The 20,283-nt window shown below is 59.4% G+C and carries 21 protein-coding genes; 2 read left to right on the forward strand and 19 right to left on the reverse strand.

The window, feature by feature from the left end:
• Positions 1-97: 97 nt before the first annotated feature.
• The 17 genes from AC0Z4S_RS11405 to AC0Z4S_RS11485 form a co-directional block, all read right to left on the reverse strand.
• Positions 98-1,120, reverse strand: a complete 1,023-nt coding sequence (locus AC0Z4S_RS11405; protein WP_485623053.1) for a phage late control D family protein — start codon at positions 1,118-1,120, stop codon at positions 98-100.
• Positions 1,121-1,129: 9 nt separating this feature from the next.
• Entirely contained in the window at positions 1,130-1,342 is a 213-nt protein-coding gene (locus AC0Z4S_RS11410) for a tail protein X (RefSeq protein ID WP_485623055.1), read from the reverse strand.
• Positions 1,335-1,718, reverse strand: coding sequence for a phage tail protein (locus tag AC0Z4S_RS11415; RefSeq protein ID WP_471877316.1), 384 nt, complete (start codon positions 1,716-1,718; stop codon positions 1,335-1,337). The genes AC0Z4S_RS11410 and AC0Z4S_RS11415 overlap by 8 nt, the downstream gene beginning before the upstream one ends.
• Entirely contained in the window at positions 1,718-3,898 is a 2,181-nt protein-coding gene (locus tag AC0Z4S_RS11420) for a phage tail tape measure protein (RefSeq protein ID WP_485623056.1), read from the reverse strand. The genes AC0Z4S_RS11415 and AC0Z4S_RS11420 overlap by 1 nt, the downstream gene beginning before the upstream one ends.
• Before the next feature lie 129 nt (positions 3,899-4,027).
• Positions 4,028-4,609, reverse strand: a complete 582-nt coding sequence (locus AC0Z4S_RS11425) for a phage tail assembly protein (RefSeq protein WP_485623057.1) — start codon at positions 4,607-4,609, stop codon at positions 4,028-4,030.
• Between the two features lie 152 nt (positions 4,610-4,761).
• Positions 4,762-5,268, reverse strand: a complete 507-nt coding sequence (locus AC0Z4S_RS11430; protein ID WP_039762530.1) for a phage major tail tube protein — start codon at positions 5,266-5,268, stop codon at positions 4,762-4,764.
• Complete coding sequence (locus tag AC0Z4S_RS11435; RefSeq protein WP_485623059.1) at positions 5,268-6,434, reverse strand: phage tail sheath protein; 1,167 nt, start codon at positions 6,432-6,434, stop codon at positions 5,268-5,270. Before AC0Z4S_RS11435 ends, AC0Z4S_RS11430 begins: the two co-directional genes overlap by 1 nt.
• A gap of 2 nt (positions 6,435-6,436) precedes the next feature.
• Positions 6,437-6,622, reverse strand: coding sequence for a hypothetical protein (locus AC0Z4S_RS11440; RefSeq protein ID WP_039762525.1), 186 nt, complete (start codon positions 6,620-6,622; stop codon positions 6,437-6,439).
• A gap of 102 nt (positions 6,623-6,724) precedes the next feature.
• Positions 6,725-7,153, reverse strand: coding sequence for a tail fiber assembly protein (locus AC0Z4S_RS11445; protein ID WP_485623060.1), 429 nt, complete (start codon positions 7,151-7,153; stop codon positions 6,725-6,727).
• Position 7,154: 1 nt separating this feature from the next.
• Positions 7,155-9,557, reverse strand: coding sequence for a phage tail-collar fiber domain-containing protein (locus AC0Z4S_RS11450; RefSeq protein ID WP_485623061.1), 2,403 nt, complete (start codon positions 9,555-9,557; stop codon positions 7,155-7,157).
• The gene (locus tag AC0Z4S_RS11455) at positions 9,558-10,193 is read right to left on the reverse strand and encodes a phage tail protein I (protein ID WP_485623062.1); all 636 of its coding nucleotides are present in this window, start codon (positions 10,191-10,193) and stop codon (positions 9,558-9,560) included.
• A complete protein-coding gene (locus AC0Z4S_RS11460; protein ID WP_485623063.1) occupies positions 10,190-11,185 on the reverse strand; it encodes a baseplate J/gp47 family protein in 996 nt (331 codons plus the stop codon). Before AC0Z4S_RS11460 ends, AC0Z4S_RS11455 begins: the two co-directional genes overlap by 4 nt.
• Positions 11,182-11,514: a phage baseplate protein gene (locus AC0Z4S_RS11465; protein ID WP_485623064.1), complete on the reverse strand. Its 333-nt coding sequence runs from the start codon at positions 11,512-11,514 to the stop codon at positions 11,182-11,184. The genes AC0Z4S_RS11460 and AC0Z4S_RS11465 overlap by 4 nt, the downstream gene beginning before the upstream one ends.
• Before the next feature lie 15 nt (positions 11,515-11,529).
• Positions 11,530-12,138, reverse strand: coding sequence for a phage baseplate assembly protein V (locus AC0Z4S_RS11470; protein ID WP_485623066.1), 609 nt, complete (start codon positions 12,136-12,138; stop codon positions 11,530-11,532).
• Positions 12,139-12,141: 3 nt separating this feature from the next.
• Complete coding sequence (locus tag AC0Z4S_RS11475) at positions 12,142-12,663, reverse strand: hypothetical protein (RefSeq protein WP_485623067.1); 522 nt, start codon at positions 12,661-12,663, stop codon at positions 12,142-12,144.
• Between the two features lie 71 nt (positions 12,664-12,734).
• The gene (locus AC0Z4S_RS11480; protein ID WP_394506410.1) at positions 12,735-13,073 is read right to left on the reverse strand and encodes a phage holin family protein; all 339 of its coding nucleotides are present in this window, start codon (positions 13,071-13,073) and stop codon (positions 12,735-12,737) included.
• 525 nt (positions 13,074-13,598) lie between these two features.
• Positions 13,599-14,333: a LexA family transcriptional regulator gene (locus tag AC0Z4S_RS11485; protein WP_253505136.1), complete on the reverse strand. Its 735-nt coding sequence runs from the start codon at positions 14,331-14,333 to the stop codon at positions 13,599-13,601.
• A 211-nt stretch (positions 14,334-14,544) separates the two neighbouring features.
• Here AC0Z4S_RS11485 and mutS point away from each other — a divergent pair, with 211 nt between their 5' ends.
• Positions 14,545-17,127, forward strand: coding sequence for a DNA mismatch repair protein MutS (gene mutS / locus AC0Z4S_RS11490; RefSeq protein ID WP_485623070.1), 2,583 nt, complete (start codon positions 14,545-14,547; stop codon positions 17,125-17,127).
• A gap of 163 nt (positions 17,128-17,290) precedes the next feature.
• Positions 17,291-17,614 (forward strand): ferredoxin FdxA, encoded by a 324-nt coding sequence (fdxA, locus tag AC0Z4S_RS11495; protein WP_064364244.1) that lies wholly within the window; start codon positions 17,291-17,293, stop codon positions 17,612-17,614.
• A gap of 521 nt (positions 17,615-18,135) precedes the next feature.
• On the opposite strand, the gene rpoS is transcribed toward fdxA, so the two are convergent.
• Positions 18,136-19,146 carry an RNA polymerase sigma factor RpoS gene (gene rpoS / locus AC0Z4S_RS11500; RefSeq protein ID WP_065615277.1) on the reverse strand — a complete coding sequence of 337 codons (1,011 nt, stop codon included), beginning with the start codon at positions 19,144-19,146 and terminating at the stop codon, positions 18,136-18,138.
• A 106-nt stretch (positions 19,147-19,252) separates the two neighbouring features.
• Positions 19,253-20,122, reverse strand: a complete 870-nt coding sequence (locus AC0Z4S_RS11505) for a peptidoglycan DD-metalloendopeptidase family protein (RefSeq protein WP_471877329.1) — start codon at positions 20,120-20,122, stop codon at positions 19,253-19,255.
• Positions 20,123-20,283 lie beyond the last annotated feature (161 nt).

Here is a 20,283-nt window from a genome sequence, read left to right on the forward strand (position 1 = left end):
TGCTCGCGAAAGCGGTCGATCAGTCACATCTATGCTGAAGCTGACGTCCCTTTCGCGAGCAGGCTCGCTCCCACAGGAATATGCACTCGGTTCAGGATTACTGTTCAGCTTTCGGGTCCAGGCCCGATGCATCAATCAGGCAGCGATAGCTGTTCTCGCGACTGCCACTGGCGGTGACCTTGTCGATCGACCAGCGCCCGCGCATGAAGTCCGGCCAGCTCTCATCGAGCAACACCAGACCTTCGGCGGCCAGGCGTGGATCACCCGGGCAGGTGATTTTCACCTTGTACTTCTGCCGCAACATCTTGCGCACTTCGCCCTCGCCTACTGCGATCGCATCGGCTTCGCTGGGCTGCTTCTGGCGCAAGGTCTTGAACGGTGCTACGCCCGTTTCGACCCAACGCAACACCCCGGCCGCCGCATCCCAGAAACAGGTCTTGCAGCCCTTGGCCTGCTCGCGGGCAGATTCTTCCAGCGTGGCGCTGATGAAGGCGTGATCGCCGGGGCGGTTGTTGTGGGTGACCGACAGTGTCACGTCCGGCAGAATTTGCCCCGACAAGGATTTGGTCTGCCCAGGCCGCGCCAGCACATACAGATCGCCGTAAGGCTTGGCGACGACGTTGTAATTTTTCGCCAGACGCGTGATGAAGCCCATGTCAGTCTCGTTGGACTGGTCGATGTGCTCGATCCGGATCAACGAAATTTCAGGCGCGACCCGTGGCGAAAAACCGTGCGCCGAGACCAGCTTACGAAACAGGCCACCCAAAGTAGTCGGGCCGTGACTGGCCGTGCGCCGCTGTTTGAAACCGGTGTCGTCGTCTGGGCTGAACGGCGCCGCCGTGGCCACCAGGGTCAGGCGAAACGGAAACAGTGTCGGCGTCAGACGCGTCACTTTGAACAGGCCTTTATCGACCATTGCGGTTTCCCGATAACCGACTTCCAGCCCAATTTTTCCGCCCAGACTCGGCAACCCTTCAAGGCCCTCAAGATCGATGGTCAACGTCAGTTGATCGGATTCAAAACCGGCGGCGTCGATGTGCTCCCAACTGATCAGGCGCTGATTGAGCAGGGCCGCGTTGGCCCCGTAGATATTTACTGCGGGCGTGAATCCCAGTGCCATGCCGCCTCCTTAATCCCAGGCCGTCGCCGCCTTGATCACGGCGGATTTCACATCCAGTTCGGGCAGCACGACCCAGACGCCAGCAGGCAGAACCGGCCCGTGTTCGGCCAGGTTCGGGTTGAGCTTCCACAGTGCTTCTTCGGCGGCGTCATCACTGCGTCCGGTTTCACGGTAGAGCAGCAGATTCACCGAATCACCGGCCACGCTTCGTGCTTTACGCATTGTTGAACTCCGCTAACTCGATGACCCAATCGACCACCATCGCCGTACCGTCATCGATGATCTGGCCTTGGGTTTCCTGAACTGAGTTGATCCGCCACAAACCCCAGTTGCGACCGATGCCGTCGATCAACGGCAGCGGAGTACGCAGTGCCTGGAGCGCGCGCAATTCATCGAGCCGATCCATGGCCACGGCGTACATCGACTTGCCGCTGATGGTCAGGGTTTCGGGCTTCTGGCCGGTCTGGCTGGACTTGGGTTTGCTGGTGAGGATCTGTATTTCCGTCCAGCCGCCATCGGATTTGCGCAGCAGCGAGTGGTACGCAAAATTGCGCGACAGGCCAAAGATGAAACTGCCCAGTGCCATTTGTTGTTTCATCAGGCGACTCCATCGGTCAGGGCTGCGTCGCGGCGGGTGGCGAGGGGGTTGTTGGTCAATAGCGGCAGGAATTGCCCGTGGAACTGGCCGTTCAGTTGCTGGCCGATGATCGTGCGAATTTGTTCGGCCGTGTCCGGTGCCGGACAAGTCACTTGGATCAACGGCGAAAAAGTGACTTGTTGATTTTGCGTCTGAGCACTTGGCAATCCTTTGGCGATGTCTGCTGGAGGGGCAAGCTTGTCGGACGCTGGAGCCAGTTTTTCACCGAGCCACGAGCCGCCCATACTGCCCATCGTGCTGCCAACGATACCGCCGACCACACCACCGATGGCTGTGCCGATGACCGGGATGACACTGCCGATCATCGCGCCAGCCAAAGCACCGGCATAACCACCTGCCAGGCTGCCCCCAGCTGAACCCAACGCACCGCCGACCAGTTTGTTATCACCTTCCTGCAGCCCCTTGATCACGTCGGGAGCAGCGGTGGCCACGGTCAGCAATGCGTTGGTTTTGCTGAACCCCCTGGCCAAGGCTTTGGCGTCTGTGAAACGGCTGCCCAATGTCGGCGGTGGTTGCGCAGATGTCCGTGGCGCGACAGATGAGCGCTTGACCGGGGCCTTGCGGTTAGCTTGCTTGCGGCCTTTTTCGGGTTTCTTCGGTTTATCCGGTTCATCCGGTTTATCCGATTTGCCAGCGTCGGCTGGCTGGTCGAGAACATCGATAAGGGGACCGGCGCCTGCCGTCGTCAGCAATTTTGTCGCCGCACCGCGAATGACCGAGACCGTGGCTGCTTTGATTTGCGCACCCCGGGACAAGGCAATAACGCCGCCCAGCATGAGCAGGGCCGCCGTCGCCCTGGGCTGCTCCTCGGCAAAACGGGCCATGCCACTGGCGACAGCATCCAGTGAGACGACCACACCATCGAACGCGTTGGTCATGGCTCCGCCAACGGCGGTAGACAACCGCGTACCACTGGCGTCCAGCGCATTGAAGCGTCCTTGCGAGGTACTTCCCAATTGCTCGGCGTCTTTGCCGACTGACCCGGCGTAATCGAGCTTCGTCGCAGCTTCGGGATTCGGCACAGTCAGCAGACCGAACGCCTTGGTCACATCCTCAGGTTTTTTCAGCAGTTCAAGAATGGCGTCGTTGCCAGCGAAAAGAGTCTTGGTCAACGCCTCCTTCTCTTCAGGCTTCTTGCCCTTGAAGGCTTCCATTACCTTGACAATGGTCGCCGACGCATCGGTCTTCATCCCTGTAGCGACAGCCTCTGGCCCCAGTCCGTCGCCTAGCGAAGTCCAGGCAGTGCGCTGCTCATCCGTGGCCGTGTCCGCTTTGGCAAGGAGGGTGATCAAACCAGTGAGCCCGGCTCCCGCTGCGGATCTGTCGACACCACTGTTCAAAAACGCTGCGGCCAATGCCGCGACCTGCTCGGGCGTAAGCCCCCCGGCAACAGCTTTTTCACCCACGTTCTGCACGACAGAGCCGATGTCCGCAGTTTTGGCGTCCAGCGTGCTGTGCCCCAGATAGTTGGTCGCATCGGCCAGGCTCTGACTTTTGCCACGATCGAGGTTCATCGCTGACTGCCAGGCCAGCAGCATCTCGCTGGCTGTTTTCACATCAACGCCGAATGCTGATGCGTTGATCGCTGCGTCGCGGGCGAAGTCGGTCAACGCGGCAACTTTACGTTCGGGTTCAAGTCCTTCGCCAACTCCGGACCTGGCCGCAGCCAATTGTACTTGCAGCAAATCGACGGCGGTTGCACCACTGGGAGCAACCTGTTTCTCGCTGGCCATCCGCAGGGTTTCCTGTGACAGCGCTGCGAGCTCATCCTTATCCAGTTTCACCACTCGATTGAGTTCAGACAGTGAGGTCTGCTGCGCCATCGCTGCTTGCATGGCTTTTGGTGGTGAGCGCTGCTCAACCTCTGCCCTGAGCTTTGACTTCGTCTCACTGTTGGCTGCCGGGGCCGCCGCCACGACCTTGAATAACGATTGCTGGCTCACCAACAACTCGCGCAGTTTGATGTGTTCCTGGGTCAGCAAACGAATATCCACGCTTGCCAGAGCCAGTGTCACGTTCAAATCCTGCAGCGGTTTGCCGAGGTTGTCGGGCAACGAAAATCCGTCCGTTGCATCGCTGCTCTCACCGGCGTACGTGAGCGCATATCTGCTCTCTGCCATTGCCGCTCTACTCCTGTTTCACGCCAAGGCGAGTGATCGCTATGTCGTAGCGGCGCAACGCCTTTTCGGCGTCCCATTCCAGAATCTCCGCCTCACTTACCGGGTAAATGAGCGGAACGATATCGAGGATTACTTCGATGTCACGTTCCGAAAGTAGGCCGCCGGCTGGTTTAAAAAATCGTCGATGCGCACCTGCAATTGCGTCCAGTCGGGGACGGTCAGATGGGCCAGATCGGGGATCATCAGGCCGGTGCAGTGAGCGGTGATGAATTCGGCGCGTTCCTTGGCCGTTTTCAGTTTCTTCATCACTTTGGTGGCGCGCAGCACGGGCATTTCCAGGCTCAGCGAGTCGACGGTGCGGCCGGTGACGGCGAGCGGTTGCAGCAATTGCACCTGGTCGGGATCGTCGGATTTCTCCGCGTCCTCGATCTGGTCAAGAAAGTACGCACTCGGCCGGGTCGACATCTCATGGACGTACTGGGCGATGCTCACGTAGTCCGGACGTTTGAGTTGATCGAGCTCTTTCACCGACAGGCCGGTGGCGAGCAGCGCCAGCTCGAAGAACTGATCGTCTTCATCGTCGCCGGCGCGTTCCAGCGCTTCCTTCTGTGCGGCGTAGAGCAGCGGTTTGAGCTGGATCGTTTCGATCTGCGCACCGTCGTCGCCGGTGATTGGCGACAGCAATTCGTGTTGGGGTGGCATCCACGGCATGTATGAATTCCTTGGTGATTCGTTAGATCCACTGTGGGAGCGAGCTTGCTCGCGAAGGCGTCGGGTCAGTCAACATCGTTGTTGAACATCAGACCGCTTTCGCGAGCAGGCTCGCTCCCACAGGGTTTTGTGATTTGCCGGTAAACCGAGGCTTACGGCATCAACACCGCACGCCGTGCATCACCGAGGATGTCGACGCCGTTGAGCACGAACTTCTGCGTGCGCACGTCGATGTCGATCACCGGCACGCCGTTTTCCAGGCGGTTGTAGGTGCGGCAGGACAGTTCCAGATTGGTCTTGGGTTTCTCGCCCATTTTCACCGCGGTTTCCTCAAGGGATTTCAGCTGGCCGCCGACGGTGTGGTAGGTGAACCAGGTGTTGCCGTCCTGATCCTGACCGGCTTCACGCACATTCAGCAGGATGTCGTCGCCGAGCTTCACGCCCAGCGCCAGCAGCACTTCGGCACCGAGGCCTTGCAGGGTCAGCTTGGCGCCGAGCGCTTTGCCGCCCTTGGCCATTTCCTCGACGATGAAGCGCCCGCCGCGCATCTCTTCCATGTCGAATTCGATTTTCGGCGGGGTGAATTCCTCAACGGTCGCCGACAACGGCAAGCCTTGCAGGGTGGCCGCGATGGCCTGTCTTACGCGGTTGGTAAACATTAGAGAACGTCCTCCAGGAACTGCTCGATGATTTCATCGCGGGCGTTGAGTTGATAAACCATGTGTTCGTTCGGCGCGTAGCGGCCGTAGTCGATGACCACGTACCAGGTGCCGTTCTTGTACTTCTCGACGCTGTTGAGTTCCGGGTGCAGGTACACGCTGCCGCCAGGAATGGTTTCGTCGGCAACCAGGGTCTGCAGCCAGTCGTTGATGCGCTTGACCTCTTGATCCATGAAGGACTTGGTGAGGTTCTTGGCCATGGCTTTCTGACCGGCCTTGACCAGCTTGCGGCTGATCGCGTCTTCGAGTCCGACGTAGCTGATGAACTTGCCGGTGATCGAGCGGTTACCCAGCAGCGAGAAGCCGCCGAGCACGGTGCGGGCGTAGTAGCTGACGCCGTAACGGTTGAGCAGATCGCCTTCGGTGGAAGTGTCGAGAATGTTGTATTCGACGACCCGCGAAACGTCTTCGGCGAAGGTCACCTGGTTGCCCGGGCTCTCCCACTGCTTGACCTTGGCCAGTGCGGCAATCGCCAGACTGGACGGCGACAGGAAGACGTTTTTCTTCGCTGCTTTCGAATACACCGCCGGCATGTTGTGCACCACCAGGCAACGGTCGAAACCGAGGTCGGCGCCGCCGAGTTCCTGGCTGTACAGCACCTGATCGGCCACCGACACATCCTTGCCGTCCAGCACGACGCGGGCCTTGATGCGCTTGCCGAACGCGGCGAACTCGCTGGCCACCGCTTTGGTGCCGGTGAAGCCCGGTGCGCCGATGATGGTCAGGTCTTCCGGGACACTGCCGAGCGCCGCCAGACCAAGCTTGCGACCAGTCGCCGGCTCGACGCCGCCGATGACATTGTTGACCGTGTCGGCCGGCGTCGCGCCGGCCTCGACGATGACTACGTACACCGGCACTTTCACCACTTTGAGGATCTGGTAGACCGCGTGATACAGAGTGCCCTCTTCCGACCCGGTCGGATCGAGCAGTGCATGGGTGGTGAAACTGTTGATGCGAAACGGTGCGTTGCGCGGAATCAGCGGATCAGCCTTCGGCGCGGTGCCGACCAGACCGATGACGTTGTCACCCAGGCCACCCATGGCCTCGGGAGATTCGCTGGCATTCACGGTAATGCCGTTGTGCTCGAAGTTCAGAACCTCAGCCATGTTCAGTCAGCCTTCTTGGCAGCGGCCTTTTTGGCCTGGGTGATAGGGGTTTTCGGTTCAAGTCGACCGGCAAAGTGCAAGGCACTGGCCTCGACGTCGAGCAGATCCAGTTCTTGACCCACGCTCGACCAGTGCCCACCGCCGGTGGGGAATGGGACGAGCACGGTGTAGGTTTGGCGGGTTGCCATTTTTCGTTTCTCCATAAACGGGAAAGCCCCTCGGAGGGAGGGGCTTTGGCGGGTGTTGAGTGTTTTTAAGCGGGCAGGAAAACGCCGCGGAGTGCGGGGCGTTTATTCGGGCTGTTCGACGATCCAGGCAGGTTCGACGGGACGCGCTCCTGCTGACGGAAACTCTGAAGATTGTGGCCAGTCGCGCAGGTTGCGAATGTAAGTCAGCAACTCGTTGAACTGTTCAGCTGTCAGGGTTGGTAACTGATTCAGATCGAGTTGATCACGGTGACGTTCACGCAGCCACAGGATCGCGTTGATCTGCTCGTCTCGCCAGCCGCGCTCTTGCTCTGCTCTCTCGAAAGGCGTCAGAGCGGGCGGATCAATCAGGATTGGCAGCCCATCATCGTCATGACCGCAAACCTTGCCCAAGGGCCGGTTAGCAAAAACTTCCAGGTAACGATCTTCCGTAATCGGAACTACGTCATCAGGCATATTGCTGTGCAGGCTGTCCAGATAAGTACTGCCGGTTGCCTTACTGTAATAACGCATGTCATGCACCTATTGCGATATAACGAAAGTTCGTCGTTGCCACATTTCCGTAGGCTGTGAAGGACGCCAGGGTTATCGCTGTTGCTCCCAGCGAATGGGCACCGCTTCCCGCATCTGTCGCCACCATCTGGTAGACCTGTGAACGAAATGCAGTGGGGTAACTGAAGGTTTGCGTTGTTCCTTGCATGGAGGCCTGCCCCCATTGCAACATCAAACCTCCCAGCCATGATGGGAACACGATGTATCCATTAGGAGCGAGACTGGCCTCGAAGCCGAAACGAAGTTTCTTCGGTGTAACGATGACGCTGTCATCCGAACTCGAATTTACTTGGCTCTGGGTGGCGACTTTGGCTGTCCCCTGGTTAGTTTCAGAGGCTCGTTGTGCCAAAGCCGAAAACGCGGCGATATCAATATTTCCCTGATTGACTGGCGCATTCCAGGCTTTGATGCACCACATGACGGCGAGGTTGCGTGGACGTGTAACACCGCCCTCGACAGGGTATTCGCCCACACTGAGGTCCGATGCGGTATAGGTTATTCCGACGCCGGGATAATCAGTCGAGCGGTAAACATCGGCTTGAGCCTGGGCAGGACTACAACGTAGGGTGTCGACCGAGGCGCCTCCGGGAGTATTACTGTCGAACGCCGTTAAAGTGCCGAGCTGATAACTGCCAATTGCGCGTGCCGGATCCGCCCCGCGTCCATGATCCCAACCCCGCAAGAATTCGCCTCGCGAATCCGGCAGTCGGAAGTTGCCTGCGCCCTCGTCGCCCTTGTTGAATTTCGTACCGAGATACGCGGCCAGATCAGGATAAGCCGCAACGCTCTGCACACTGCCGTCGAGCTCCAGATATCCAGGGGCGACGATGCCGGTCGGAAAGGCCAGAACAGCGCCCACCGGAACGGCGGATTTAAGCCGTTCAACTTCCTTGGCCAGTGCGGCGACATCGATGGTTCCCTGATTGACCGGGGCGTTCCAGGCTTTGATGCACCACATGACTGCGATGTTGCGGGGGCGGGTTTCACTGCCACCGCTTGATGAAATATAGCTCTGCCCACCTCCGGAACCCGCGTACGCCGCACCGCTCCCACCGCGATCACCAGCCGCTGAATTGACAATTCCAAGTACGGTTCCAGAACCTACGGCGCCATTGGCGAATAATGCGCTGTGGGAGTGAGCCTTGATCTCATCCCCTTGAGACGATCCAATCTCTCGGCCGACATCCACCCCCCGCCCATGATCCCAACCCCGCAAAAACTCCCCACGCGCTTCCGGCAATCGAAAGTTGCCAACCCCCTCATCACCCTTGTTGAACTTGCCACCCAAATAGGCGCTCAAGTCCGGGTAAGTCGCGGTGCTCTTGACGCTGTTATCCAGCTCCAAAAACCCGGGTGGTGGCGCATCAACCGGGAACGCCACAATCGATCCCACCGGCAGCGCCGAAGCCTTGGCGATCAGCGCTTCAACTTCAGCCTTGGTGTACGAATCCTTGATACCAAAACCGGCCAGCGTTTCCGGATTGGCCCCAGCCGTCGCGCGGCCATATTCATCAACCGTCAGGCTCTTGTAGGTACCGGCAGAAATCCCGGTGCGCCCTGCAAGCATCTTGAAGGTCAGAGGGGTCGTGCCGAGGGCGATCGGCGCATTGGTGGTCAGGTGCCAGAGCGAATCTCCATTCGCCATGCCCTCCTCCACCATCACCGTCAAGCCTGGGGTGACCTTGGCGCTGCTGTTGGCATCGGTTGCCCGCACCCAGTCACCATTGGCGACGATCCACAGACCGTTGTCCTTGGCCAGGGTCTGGCTCGGCAGCAGCACGCGGTCACCGGCAACCACGGCAACACCATCGATCTGCTGGGCGCCTTTCAGTACGACATTGCCAGTCGCAGCGACGCGCACCGATTGCTTGCCATCGAGCTTGCCGAGTTCTTCGGCCAGATAACTCATGACCCAGGCACGCGTGGCCTTGACCACCGTGTCATCGATCAACAAGGTCACCAGCGAGGCATTGCTGGTCTCGAAAATCGAGCGAATGTAGAACTCTTTTCCCGAACCCGACGTCGCCAGCACCGGTTTGAACGACTCCGGATATTTAACGATGGCGTAGAGAATGCCTGTGTCAGTCCACAGTCCCGCTTCACGCACATACCAGCCGCCAACGTCCGGCGGAATGGTGACTTCAGCGAGCAGCCAGCTCGGATTCTTCTCATCCTGGAACAGTGCGTTGATCGGTCCGCGCCAGACTTCACGGGCCAGCGCGGTCGCGGTGGCAGACGGGTTGTAGACCTTGTCATTGCCGTCGCCGACAGAAAAATGAGTCAACTTGATCGGCACGCCCGCGGCCTTGCACGCCGTTTCGTAGGCAATCCCTGCGTTGGTGAGCAGGGTGTAATAGTCAGCCATTCAGGCCCCCTGAGGATAAATTGTGGATGTTTCGACGGTGTACAACGCAGCGGCCAGGAACGCCTCGCCAGAGGTTTCAAGGCCTTCGATGAACACCGGATAAACCGTGGTCAGCTCGCCGCAAAATGTCGCGGCGCCGATGACGTGATTGCCGAATGCACTCAAGCCCACCGACACCGTGAGAATGTCTCGCTCGCTTTTCGCATCGGCCAGCCGTCGGTCGAGACGGGCGTCGATTTCTTCGCTGTAGGGTTGCTCGCTGAAGGCACGCACGGAAAAACTGTACGGCGCGCCGGGCGGTGTCTGTTCGTACCAGGCGCGGATTTCCGGGCGCAGTTGCAGGCCTTTGGCGGCGTTTTCCAGGGCCTTGCGAGTGCCGGCCTGGCGCGCGGTGGGCCACGCCAGTTCGACGGTCAGGCGTTTTTCCGCTTCCGGCGCATCGGTACTCCATTCGGCGACGCCGCGATCGGCTGCCAGATACGGCAGAAAAGTCACCGGCGTTTCGCTGGGGTTCATCAGTTCCGGGAACGGCGGCGTGATGCGATCGAGCAAGGCGCCGAAGCCCAGATCCAGTCCGCGCTCGAGGGCCGAACTGTTGGCCGGCAGCAAGGTCGGCCGCTGAGTTTGTTCACTCATAGCGTCAGCACCTCGACTTCGACCGCGGTGCAATACGGCGCCTGAAACGCTGTCGTAACTATCGGCGCCAGCGGTTCGAGAATCTGCAGTTGTACTGCCCCGGCGCTGTGCAGCGTGTAGTCGATCCAGCTCGGATCGACGCGGCCTTCGAGGCGATGACAGCTATCTGCGTACGCTTGCAATTGTGCTTGCGCCGCGACCTTGGTCAGGCCCGAGTCGGGGCCGGAATTGATCTTGGCGACGACGCGGATTTTGTAGCGCTGGATCTCGGCAGCCTTGACGGTGACGAGGTCGGTTTCCGGGCGAACGTCGGGGCGGGCGAAATGCTGACGGACGCCGTCGAGCAATGCTTCGGAAGGCGTGCCATCGCCTTCTCGCGAAAGCACGGTGACCTGCACTTCCCCCGGCGCGGTGCGCCGCCCATTGCCATCCTTGACCTGCGCAGCGAGGCCGTCCGGGTTGAAGGTGTAGGTGACGTTAACCACGCCGGAATCAGTAGATTCGACCTGCACCGTTGGCCGCTCGCCGAGGGTGAACACCTCGCGGCGATACTGCATCCGCGATCCCGCAGCCGGGGCATGCGGCGCCAGGTAGTAGCGCAAGCGGGCGTCGTCGTCGCTTTCGTAAATCGCCGGCACTGGCGGAAATGCGGCCGGGTCGCCGGGATCGAGCAATTGTCGCTCCAGCCCCATGTCCGCCAGCCGCGCATCCAGATTGCTGCCGGTCGCCCACCACGCCAACATCTGCTTGATGCGTGCGTTGTATCTGCGCTCGTGGGTTTGCAGACGCACGCAGAACGCTTCCAGCGCCAGGGTCAGCAACTCGCTTTGGTTTTCCAGACTGGCCTTGAGTTTCGCGGCACTGGCCGGGGAGCGAGTACCGACGTACTCGATGACGAAAGCCTTGAACTCGGCGAGCAATTCTTCGAACGCTTCGACCTTGATCAGCGCGGGTTCGGCCAACTGGTTCTGGCCGGGGATCAGCATGCTCATGTCACCACCTCGAAGGTTTGTTGACGGTTTTTCCAGGTGCCGGCAAAGCGCAGCAGCAGGCCGTCGCCGTGACGGCTGGCGACAATCACTTGCGGTTGAAAATCGTCGATGCCGTTTCGCGGGTTGTAGAACGCTTGCGCGGCGTGGCTCTGTGCCAGAAGCAGAATGTCGTCACCGAGGTTCTGCCCGAGCAGCGTGGGAATCAGCGAACCGTACAAAGGTCGTTTTTGCCGGGTGCCCAGCGGTGTGGTCAGGGCTCGGGTCGCGCGCTGCACAAATTGCAGCCAGTCGTCGACCGTGGCCCCGCTGTCTCTATCGATTCCGATCATGGGAAGGCTCTTGAATCAGGGGCTGATAACGCGGCCCTGGTGATCGACCAAGGGGCCACTGAAGTGCACGCCCGACGCGTCGATGCTCAGGCCAACGGCGCCCAGTTGCAGGGAGATCAGTTGTGCAGTCATGGCCAGCCGCGCCGGGCCGATGCTCAGTTCCAGTGCGTCACGAGATCCGTTGAATTGCGCCGGGCCGTTTAGCCAATGCAAGGTGTGGCTGGCATCGTCGTAACCGCTTTCGCTGCCGTCCTGATGCACCCGACGCGTCAGCGTCGGCACAGTCGAGGCGGGAGGAAAGCGGTCACTGGTCAAGCCGAACAAGGCCACACTCTGCGCGCCGCTTTCACCGCTGCCGTAGTTGAATAGCAGGCACTGTTCGCCCACTGTCGGGATGCGCGTTTCACTTTGCGCACCAGCGCTGGGGTTGAAGAACTTGATCGCCGGGGTGAGCAATCCGCCGTGGCTGACCTGGCAAGTGTTGCTCGCCGCATCCACTGACTGGCAGATGCCGATGCGACAGAAACTCTCGGCACGGCGATGCAAGTCTTCGATTTCCGCTTCCATTTCCGCCAGGCGTTCGATGATCGGGCCCAGTTGCATACGCAGTAATGCATCGAACATCGGTCAGCCCTCAAGCGCGGTGTATTGCTCGGGATCGTCGATATTGCTGACTTCCCAGGTGCGGGCAAATTTCGGGGTGCCCAGCGGATCGTCGAGCAGGGTCGGACCGAGGTAGAGGGTCTGCTCGAAGGTCAGGGTCCAGGCTTTGTATTGCTGATCACCGCGAATGAGCAACGAAGGCAATCCATCGATATTCGTGGGCAGATCGCATTGGTCGCCGGGCAATCCCCAGCGGTTGTCGGTGATCAGGTTTTTCAGCACCGCGATGAGATCGCACGCTGCAAATGCGGTCGCAGACAGCGCCGGAATGACTTGCAGTGACAACGTCATTACATGAGCGATACGCCCATCAGCGGCGCGCACGCCGGATGCATTTCGGTCAAAGTCGATCAAAACCCACGCCTGGTCGCCCGCCGCAGTGAAATCATCGTGACTGCCGATATCAAGGTCGAGACCGGCAATGTTGAGCAGTGTCGTCGCGATGGCTGTGAACAGTTGCGACGGCTGCTGGATCGGTGTGGGCATACATGACCTCCTTTTCAATCGTCCACGCGCAGCCCTGCCGCCAACATGGCGGCACGGAGAAATATTCAGGGTTAAGGGTGGTCGCGCGGCGGCACTTCGCATACGCCGATGCGCTTGGCCGCCCAGCGTTCGTAAAGGCCGATGGCGACGTCGGCGCCGGCCATCGCCGTCAGGCAACCGAACGCGCCGGCGGCCCAGATCGATAATCCTGCGGCATACAGCAGCATGATTGCCGACACGCCGCAGATCATGCAGGCACCGGAGCGCAGGGCCAGACGCCGCAGAAGCGACCAGCCGCGTGCGCCTTCCTTGTCGGCGCGCCACATTTCGCCGGACACCCCGCCGACGACGGCAAGGAGGATGACCAGCCAGATCGGCATGTCCGCCAACGCTTGTTGCTCGTTTGTCATGTCACGCCTCCGTGGGTGATTGATGAGTGATGGGTTGGGTTCAAACGGGTTCTCTTGAGGCAGGCATTCCAAAAAGCCCGGCGCTTGCACGCCAGGCTTTTCAGTAATGCGCTCCTTCGCCTTCCTTCAAATCCTGTGTTCGAGAAGGAAGCTGACTTTTCGGCGCTACTGGCGCGGTACGAGTCCATTCAGATTGTTTTTCCGACCGCGGTCCCTGCCCGCCGGATAACTGCTTCTGGTGCTTTACGCTGCACACCCGGGTCAGTTGCCAACCCTCTGAACCGTTGAGGCCGGTTCATCGCTGCCTGTTCTTGTGGAACTAAAGAGCTTGTCTTGCCAGCCGCTTTGTCGAGCGGCTTGGTGGCAAGAATATGCATGGATGCATATACAGTCAATGCGTAAATGCATTTATTTATGCATTTATTTTGCACGCATGCATGGAAGCCGCGCAGGACAAGGACTGGAGGATTTCTGCAGGCGAAAAAAAACCTGCCGAGCGGCAGGTTTCAGTTCGGTCGAAGGGGGTTAGCGGGCGTACATGCCCCACCAGAAGACGTGACCGAGTATGACGATCTGCTCTTCCTGGATTTCCTGGAAGCTGTAGTCCTCATCCGGATGCTCGTCGCGATTGAAGCTGCGCAGACGGATGCCAGTGGGCAGGCGATAGAGTTGCTTGACGCGCAACTGGCCATTGTGATTGATCGCATATAGGTCGCCATCAATGATATCGCCAATGCCGCACTTGCCGGCATTGACGCCGACAGTGGCGCCATCACGCAACACCGGCAACATGCTGTTGCCGCGCACTGTCACGCACTTGGCCTGGTCGAACTGCACGCCGTTGTGGCGCAGGCTGCGCTTGCCGAAGCGCAGGCTGGAGCGTTCGCTCTCTTCGATGACGAATCTTCCTGATCCAGCAGCCAATTCAACCTCGCGTAGAAAGGGCACGGACACTTCGTCATCCTCGACGGGGGTGTCATCGTCCCACAGCATGATGTCCTTGAGTTCCGCATGCACGTCTTCGCGGGCGCCGCCCGCGTTTGATGCGACGTCCGCACGCCCGCGCAACTGATCGGTACTTACATTGAAGTAATCGGCGATCTTCGAGATATGTTTATCCGAAGGATCGACAATCTTCCCGCTGAGAATCCGCGAGAGTGTGGATTGAGGCACGCCGGTGCGACGGTGGAGCTCCGTGGGGGAGATCCCGTGCTGGTCGAGCAGTGCTCTTAAGACGGAGGAAACGTTGCGTTTTTGCATAACGCGCATAGTGCTTGAAGTTTTTCGCGAAGACAAATGCTGATTTGCATAAATCGTGCATGGATCAACTTTTCTCTGCAAGCAAAGGCTCACCCGACCGCAGCGCCTGCGTCAGGCAGAGCGCCCATGGTAACCTTGCGCCCATCGCGGAAAAGCCCGGCCACTGCCCGCGCTTTGCCCTACATCTTCTAACGAGTTGCCCGACAATCCGATGAATAAAGCCGTCTCCGACCTGTCCTCCCACACTCCGATGATGCAGCAATACTGGCGCCTGAAGAACCAGCACCCGGACCAGCTGATGTTCTACCGCATGGGCGATTTCTACGAAATCTTCTACGAAGATGCGAAGAAAGCCGCCAAGTTGCTCGACATCACCCTGACCGCGCGCGGACAGTCGGCGGGGCAGGCGATTCCGATGTGTGGGATTCCTTACCACGCAGCGGAAGGGTATCTGGCGAAACTGGTCAAGCTCGGCGAGTCGGTGGTGATCTGCGAGCAGGTCGGCGACCCGGCGACCAGCAAAGGCCCGGTGGAGCGCCAAGTGGTGCGGATCATCACGCCGGGGACGGTCAGTGACGAAGCGCTGCTGGATGAACGCCGCGATAACCTGATCGCCGCAGTATTGGGCGACGAGCGCCTGTTCGGGCTCGCGGTGCTGGACATCACCAGCGGCAACTTCACCGTGCTCGAAATCAAAGGCTGGGAAAACCTGCTGGCCGAGTTGGAGCGGGTGAATCCGGTTGAACTGCTGATCCCGGATGACTGGCCGAAAGACCTGCCGGCGGAAAAACGCCGTGGCGTGCGCCGTCGTGCACCATGGGATTTCGAGCGGGACTCGGCGCTGAAAAGCCTCTGCCAGCAGTTTTCCACTCAGGATCTCAAGGGCTTCGGGTGCGAGAACCTGACCCTGGCCATTGGCGCTGCTGGCTGCCTGTTGGCCTACGCCAAGGAAACCCAGCGCACTGCCCTGCCTCACTTGCGCAGCCTGCGTCACGAACGTCTCGATGACACCGTGGTGCTCGACGGTGCCAGCCGGCGCAATCTGGAACTCGACACCAACCTGGCCGGTGGCCGCGATAATACCCTGCAATCGGTGGTCGATCGCTGCCAGACCGCCATGGGCAGCCGCTTGCTCACTCGATGGTTGAACCGACCGTTGCGCGATCTCACCGTGTTGCTGGCGCGTCAGACCTCGATCCGTTGCCTGCTCGACGGGTACCGCTTCGAGAAATTGCAACCGCAGCTCAAGGAAATCGGCGACATCGAGCGCATTCTGGCGCGGATTGGTTTGCGCAATGCGCGGCCGCGTGACCTGGCGCGTCTGCGTGATGCGCTCGGAGCGCTGCCCGAACTGCAAGCGGCGATGACCGATCTGGAAGCACCGCACCTGCAGCATCTGGCAGCCACCACCAGCACCTATCCGGAACTGGCGGCGCTGCTGGCAAAAGCCATTATCGACAATCCGCCTGCGGTGATCCGCGACGGCGGCGTGCTGAAAACCGGTTACGACAGCGAACTCGACGAGCTGCAATCGCTGAGCGAAAACGCCGGACAGTTCCTCATCGATCTTGAAGCCCGGGAGAAAGCCCGCACCGGTCTGGCCAATCTGAAAGTCGGCTACAACCGTATCCACGGCTACTTCATCGAACTGCCGAGCAAGCAGGCTGAATCGGCGCCGGCCGACTATATCCGCCGGCAGACGCTCAAAGGTGCCGAACGCTTCATCACCCCGGAGCTGAAAGAATTCGAAGACAAGGCGCTGTCGGCCAAAAGTCGCGCGCTCGCCCGCGAGAAGATGCTTTACGAAGCGCTGCTGGAAGATCTCATCAGCCAGTTGCCACCGTTGCAGGATACCGCTGGCGCTTTGGCCGAACTCGACGTCTTGAGCAACCTCGCCGAGCGTGCGCTGAACCTCGACCTGAATTGTCCGCGTTTCGTCAACGAGCCGTGCATGCGCATAACCCAGGGTCGTCACCCGGTGGTCGAGCAAGTGCTGACCACGCCGTTCGTCGCCAACGATCTGAGCCTCGACGACAACACGCGCATGCTGGTCATCACCGGCCCGAACATGGGCGGTAAATCCACTTACATGCGTCAGACCGCGCTGATCGTATTGCTGGCGCATATCGGCAGTTTCGTACCGGCCGCCAGTTGCGAGTTGTCGCTGGTCGACCGGATCTTCACCCGCATCGGCTCCAGCGATGACCTCGCCGGCGGCCGTTCGACCTTCATGGTCGAGATGAGCGAAACCGCCAATATCCTGCACAACGCTACCGAGCGCAGTCTGGTGCTGATGGACGAAGTCGGCCGCGGCACCAGCACCTTCGACGGTCTGTCGCTGGCGTGGGCAGCGGCCGAACGCTTGGCCCATCTGCGCGCCTACACCCTGTTCGCCACCCACTACTTTGAACTGACCGTGCTGCCGGAAGCCGAACCTCTGGTAGCCAACGTGCATCTCAACGCCACAGAGCACAACGAGCGCATCGTGTTCCTGCACCATGTGCTGCCTGGGCCTGCCAGCCAGAGCTATGGCCTGGCGGTGGCGCAATTGGCGGGTGTGCCGAGCGAAGTGATCATGCGCGCGCGCGAGCATCTGAGTCGCCTGGAAGACACCGCCCTGCCCCACGAGGCGCCGAAACCTGCAACCAAGGGCAAGCCGTCGACGCCGCAGCAAAGCGACATGTTCGCCTCGTTGCCGCATCCGGTGCTGGACGAATTGGCGAAAGCTGATCTCGACGACATGACGCCACGTCGTGCGCTCGAAATGCTCTATGCACTGAAGAACCGGATATAAGCACTGAAGAAGCGGATATAACGCAAATCGCTTCAAGCTGTTAGAATCTCGCGCGGTTCGGGATGCTGCTGGCTCATAGCCTGGTCAGCAGGTATCGCTCCCGAACCTGGCGACCCCAACCGTGAAGGGGCAACGCTGCCGCCGCCTGAGGAGAAAATTAGAAATGACCTTCGTCGTCACCGACAACTGCATCAAGTGCAAGTACACCGACTGCGTAGAAGTCTGTCCGGTGGACTGCTTTTACGAAGGCCCGAACTTCCTGGTGATTCACCCGGACGAGTGCATCGATTGCGCGCTGTGTGAACCAGAATGCCCGGCTGTGGCGATCTTCTCGGAAGACGAGATCCCAAGCGGCATGGAAAACTTCATCGAGCTCAATGCCGAGCTGGCGGATGTCTGGCCGAACATCACCGAGCGCAAGGATCCCCTTCCGGATTCTGCCGAGTGGGATGGCAAGCCGAACAAGATCGAACAACTCGAACGCTAATCTGCCCGCGTTCGACCTGAAAGGCCCCTTGCGGGCCTTTTTGCTTTTTGCAGATTTTACTTTTCTACAGGCGAAAAAAGGGGCGGTATGACCCGCCCACATTTTTTCCCTATTCCCTGTATTCCTTTTCATCGTCCTGATGAATCGCCTCCTGCGATGTCCGTTACCCTCATCCGTGAAGGGTGTGTCTGTCCGTCGACACAGGTTGAATATTAGACAGTTTCCGGGCGGGAGCAATTGGAGCTCGATGCGAGTCCGCGCTGTCATAAGCACATCACAATCAAAATATATTCCATAAATACAGCAGGTTACCGATTAGCGTCCGATCGCGATCGGCTTCCACGGAAGGGCAAAGATAGCGAAAACTTACGACACAGTAAGCAAAGGCTTACAGCGAGAGACTACAAACACAGAAATTGCCTACCGCTTGTCTGGCGGCATTCCGATTCGCTTCCCGAGAACAACAAAAAGCCCCGACTGATCAAATCAGCCGGGGCTTTTTGCGGCGGTCGACAAGACGCTTATTGAAACAACGACTCGCTCGACAGGCCATTCTTCTCAAGGATCTCGCGAAGGCGCTTGAGGCCTTCCACCTGGATCTGCCGTACCCGTTCGCGGGTCAGACCGATCTCCAGGCCTACGTCTTCCAGCGTACTGCTCTCATGACCGCGCAGGCCGAAGCGGCGAATCACCACCTCGCGCTGCTTGTCGGTCAGCTCCGACAGCCATTGATCGATGCTCTGCGACAGGTCGTCGTCCTGCAGCAGTTCGCACGGATCGGTTGGACGATCGTCAGTGAGGGTGTCCAGCAGGGTTTTATCCGAATCCGGACCCAGCGAGACGTCAACCGAAGAAACCCGTTCGTTCAGGCCGAGCATGCGCTTGACCTCGCCCACCGGTTTTTCCAGCAGGTTGGCGATTTCTTCGGGTGAAGGTTCGTGATCGAGTTTTTGCGTCAGCTCCCGTGCAGCCCGCAGGTACACGTTGAGCTCCTTGACCACATGAATCGGCAACCGGATGGTCCTGGTCTGATTCATGATCGCGCGTTCGATGGTCTGACGAATCCACCACGTGGCGTAGGTCGAGAAGCGGAAGCCGCGCTCGGGATCGAACTTTTCCACCGCGCGGATCAATCCGAGGTTGCCCTCTTCGATAAGATCCAGCAGCGACAGCCCCCGATTGACGTAACGCCGGGCGATCTTGACGACCAGCCGCAGGTTACTTTCGATCATGCGCTTGCGCCCGGCCGGGTCGCCACTTTGCGACAAGCGCGCAAAATGAACTTCTTCTTCCGGGGAGAGCAGAGGGGAAAAGCCGATTTCGTTGAGATACAACTGCGTGGCATCAAGTGCACGCGTGTAGTCGATGTACTTGTGTTGTTTAAGTGAAGCGGAGTGTCTGGATTTGGAACGAACGGAAGGTGGAGCAGCCCCTTCATCATTCGACATCGAAGATTCCGAATCGATGCCGGCCTCCATAAGGAGAACCTCATCGTCGATGTCAAACTCCGGCACTTCTTTACTGAGAGCCATTGTTATAGTCCTTTGGTGAGTTCGACCCCAAGCTCAAGCGACGCCTTTATCCTTGGCAACGCTGGAGCCTGTCCCCTCTACGCGACGGAACAGGCTGGCCTTCAAATCAACGTCTTGGCAGGAACTGCAGCGGATCCACAGGTTTACCTTGGCGGCGAATCTCAAAATGCAGTTTCACCCGGTCTGTACCCGTTGACCCCATTTCGGCAATTGTCTGTCCGACCTTGACCTGCTGCCCCTCCCGAACCAACAGCCTGCGGTTATGTCCGTAAGCACTGACGTAGGTTTCGCTGTGTTTGATGATGACCAATTCGCCGTAGCCCCGTAAGCCACTCCCGGCGTATACAACCGTCCCATCAGACGCAGCTAAAACAGGCTGTCCCAAATCCCCGGCGATATCAATTCCTTTATTCAAACTACCGTTTGAAGAGAATTTTCCAATCAGAACGCCATTAGATGGCCATCCCCAGCCGGTTGGGGCCGGGCCTGCCGGAGGCAGTGGAGCGGGCGCGGGTTTGCTCGCGACGGACGGTACAACCCCTTTGGAACCGGTGGTTGTAGTCGTCGTTGTGCCATTCGCCTGGCGCCGGATTACCGTGGTTTTACTGGAGGAAGAAGGCGAAGAACTGGAGCTGCTCACGACCGCCGTCGGCGTTGAACCGGTTCGGCCGTCGAAGCGAATTGTCTGACCCGGATGGATCGTATACGGCGTAGGAATGTTGTTCCGCGCGGCGAGGGTTTTGTAGTCCCAACCGTAACGAAAGGCGATCGAAAACAAGGTATCCCCGGGACGGACTACGTATTGCCCGGTTGTGACGGTCGGACGCTGGGCGACCGCATTGTTGCGATCGACAACGCGCACGTTGCTCGATTTGGTGCTGGAGCAACCGACCAGCAAGGTGCTCAAGACAAGGCCAGTCACCAGGCGCTGAAAGCTCGTGTTACCCATACGCTGCGCAATGACTGTGAGACTCACCCGCCGCTCCCTTTGTGGTGGCTGAAATTCTGAATGCCGCGTTGCGGCATGAAGTGTCGCAAGTATAACGGGCCGAAACGGCTTTACCTTTAATGAAGCGAAATCACCAGGCGCACACGTTTGCAAGTTGCAACTACGCTGCGTTTAAACCCAGGCTGCCG

This window comes from Pseudomonas sp. 1L-B-1-E-C1, from assembly GCF_057291835.1.